Origin of the sequence: Roseobacter sp., from assembly GCF_024639605.1 — a bacterium.
Taxonomy (GTDB): domain Bacteria; phylum Pseudomonadota; class Alphaproteobacteria; order Rhodobacterales; family Rhodobacteraceae; genus Roseobacter.
The window spans coordinates 5862-9410 of the sequence record NZ_JAHEHZ010000135.1 but is presented as its reverse complement, the minus strand read 5'-3'; the positions used below and the strand labels follow the sequence as shown (position 1 = coordinate 9410).

At 58.4% G+C, this 3549-nt stretch carries 1 protein-coding gene and 1 pseudogene; one reads left to right on the top strand and one right to left on the bottom strand.

What is annotated here, in order from left to right:
• Nucleotides 1-392 precede the first annotated feature (392 nt).
• Nucleotides 393-3158: a DNA gyrase subunit A gene (gyrA, locus tag Q0M35_RS14930; protein WP_295316684.1), complete on the bottom strand. Its 2766-nt coding sequence runs from the start codon at nt 3156-3158 to the stop codon at nt 393-395.
• A 192-nt stretch (nt 3159-3350) separates the two neighbouring features.
• Between gyrA and Q0M35_RS14925 the strand changes: the two are divergent.
• Nucleotides 3351-3549: pseudogene (locus Q0M35_RS14925) on the top strand (aspartate-semialdehyde dehydrogenase); the annotation flags it as partial.

Genomic DNA, 3549 nt, shown 5'->3' with positions numbered 1-3549 from the left:
CGGCGTGCCGCTGTCGCACGGCCAGGGCATGTATTCATATTTTAAGGTCGCGTTGTAACCCCCGTTTTCAAATCCGAAAACCGGCGTGCCGGAGGTGTCCCGCGCAGAGTGCAGGGAATAGACCAGGCAACGGTTTCCGATCGCGACCGCCGCCCGGTTGCCCGTTTCGGCGAAGCGCGCAGAGGCGCTGTGGCAAAACCGCATAACAGCAAAAGGAGGCTGCAAATCCGTCGCATATCGTTCTCTGACTGACCAAAGGGAAAGGTTTTCGCAGCATGAAGTTGACGCCGGGTTGCGCCAGAGACGTCGTGGCAACAGGGAAAAACCGGCTGCCAAAAACCGCAACTAAGGAGCGCTACCGGGCGGCAACCGGTGCGAACTGGTCTGCGCGGTCAGCTTTCGGCATGTCCGCCGGCCGCATCCTCGACTGCTTCCTCGCCCTGATCCGCAATCCAGGCGACACTGACGACTTCCTCGCCCTTGCCGGTGTTGAAGACCTTGACCCCACCCGCGGAGCGTGAGCGGAAGGAAATACCATCAACCGGCACCCGGATCGACTGGCCTTTGGAGGTGGCCAGCATGATCTGATCATCCATCTCGACCGGGAAGGAGGCAACCAGTGCGCCACCGCGCATCGCTTTGTCCATCGCCTGCACACCCATGCCGCCGCGCCCGCGCACCGGATAATCATGGCTGGAGGAGAGCTTGCCAGCGCCCTGCGCGGTCAGCGTCAGAATCAGGTTTTCGGCAGCCGACATTTCCGCATACCGTTCCGGGCTGATCGTGGCATTGGCGTCGGTTTCCTCGTCATCACCCGGCGCGTCCGCATCATCGGCAAGCCCGGCCATCGCCCGGCGCATTTTAAGATAAGCCGCGCGCTCGTCTGCCGTCGCATCAAAATGACGGATCACTGACATTGACACCACCCGGTCATCACCGCTTAGCTTCACACCGCGGACGCCAACAGACGACCGCGAATTAAAGACCCGCACATCTGTCGACGGAAAGCGGATCGCCCGGCCGGACGCAGTGACCAGCATCACATCGTCATCAGGCGAGGCAATACGTGCATTGATCAGCGTCGTATTGGCGTGCTCATCCTCGAACTTCATCGCGATCTTGCCGTTACGCATGACATTTGTGAAGTCTGACAAGGCGTTACGGCGCACAGTTCCGGCAGAAGTTGCAAAGACGATCTGCAGCTCTGACCAGTCTTCCTCGTCGCGATCAATGGGCAGGATCGCGGCCACAGAAACGCCCGGCGGGATCGGCAGGATATTAACTATGGCTTTGCCTTTTGAGGTCCGCCCCCCCTGTGGCAGACGCCAGGTCTTGAGCTTGTAGGCCATCCCGTCAGTCGTGAAAAACAACAACTGTGTGTGCGTATTGGCTACAAAGAGTGTCGTGACGACGTCCTCTTCCTTGGTCTGCATACCGGCGAGACCCTTGCCACCGCGACGCTGGCTGCGGAAATCAGCCAGCGGCGTGCGCTTGATGTAGCCACCGGAAGTCACGGTCACCACCATGTCTTCGCGGGCGATCAGATCCTCGTCTTCCATGTCCCCGGACCAGTCCACGATCTCGGTGCGGCGGGGCACAGCAAAGAGCTCACGCACTTCGCGCAGCTCATCCGCGATGATGCTCATGATCCGCTCGCGCGAGCCCAGAATTTCGAGGTATTCCTTGATCTTACCGGCCAGTTCTTCAAGCTCGTCGGTCACCTCTTTTACGCCGATCTGCGTGAGGCGCTGCAGGCGCAACTCAAGGATCGCACGGGCCTGGGTCTCCGACAGATTATAGGTTCCGTCGTCATTGGCCGTGTGGGTCGGATCATCGATCAGCGCGATGTAAGGCAGAATATCCTGCGCCGGCCAGCGCCGCGTCATCAGCTTTTCGCGCGCCTCAGCGGCATCGGCGGAGGCCCGGATGGTGGCTACAATCTCATCGATGTTCGTGACGGCCACAGCAAGTCCGCACAGAATATGGCTGCGTTCCCGTGCTTTTCGCAGCAGATAGGCCGTGCGCCGCGCGACAACATCCTCGCGGAAGTCTATGAAATACGTCAGGAATTTACGAAGCGTCAGCTGTTCGGGTCGGCCACCGTTCAGCGCCAGCATGTTACACCCGAAATAGGTCTGCATCGGCGTGAAACGGTACAGCTGATTCATCACCACCTCTGCCGTGGCATCGCGTTTAAGCTCAATCACGACGCGCACGCCATTGCGGTCGCTCTCATCCTGCACGTGCGCAATGCCTTCGATCTTTTTCTCGCGCACCTGCTCAGCGATTTTTTCGATCATCGTCGCTTTGTTCACCTGATAGGGAATCTCGTCGATCACGATCGCCCAGCGGTCTTTGCGGATCTCTTCGACACGGGTTCTGGCACGGACGATGACCGAGCCGCGACCTTCGAGATACGCTTTGCGCGCGCCCGTGCGCCCCAGCATGATGCCCCCGGTCGGAAAATCCGGACCGGGCACGTATTCGATGAGCTGCTCCGAGGTCAGGTCGGGTTCTTCGATCAGCGCCAGCGTGGCATCGACCACTTCGCCCAGGTTATGCGGCGGGATATTGGTCGCCATACCCACAGCAATACCGCCCGCACCGTTGACCAGCATATTGGGAAAGCGGGCAGGGAGCACAGTCGGCTCCTGCTGCTTGCCGTCGTAGTTGTCCTGGAAATTGACCGTGTCCTTGTCTATGTCCGCCAGCAGATAGGCCGCGGGTTTGTCCATGCGCACTTCGGTATAGCGCATGGCAGCCGGATTATCGCCATCCATCGATCCGAAATTGCCCTGACCATCCAGCAACGGCAACGACATCGAAAAATCCTGCGCCATCCTCACCAGCGCGTCATAGATCGCGGAATCCCCGTGCGGGTGATACTGACCCATGACATCGCCGACCGGACGGGCGGATTTACGATAGGATTTGTCATGTGTGTTGCCGGTCTCGTGCATCGCAAAGAGGATGCGCCGGTGCACCGGCTTCAGACCATCACGCAGATCAGGGATCGCGCGGCTGACAATGACCGACATCGCATAGTCCAGGTAGGACGTGCGCATTTCCTGTTCGATGCTGACCGTCGGCCCGTCATACGCCGGACGCTCCGGCGTCATTTCATCATCATTGTCAGGGGGTTGTGGTGTGTCGCTCACTGAAACTGCCCGTTTTTTCTGCAGGGTCTATATATTGTGTCCGGACCATAGCAGAGTGGACACATAAGGTGCAATCCCGGAGTTTCCCGGCGCTGGCAGCCACCACAGCAAAGTGATAACACACTGTTTTTATTGAAAAGTAATTTATCCGTGCCATTCTGGAAGTACTGAGGCAGCAAAAAGGCGCAGAGAATGCCCGAAAACGAAACCGAACTGATGCTGAAAGGCTACGGGCTGACAACGGCAGAATTCTATTACCGGATGCCCGATTTTACACATGTCCTGAACACCTTCATCTGGCAGGAATACGACCTGGCACCGGATCATCCGCGGCTTTTTCAGTTTGTCGAATACTGGCAGTCAGAAATCGAAGGGCCGCTTCATTCTGTGC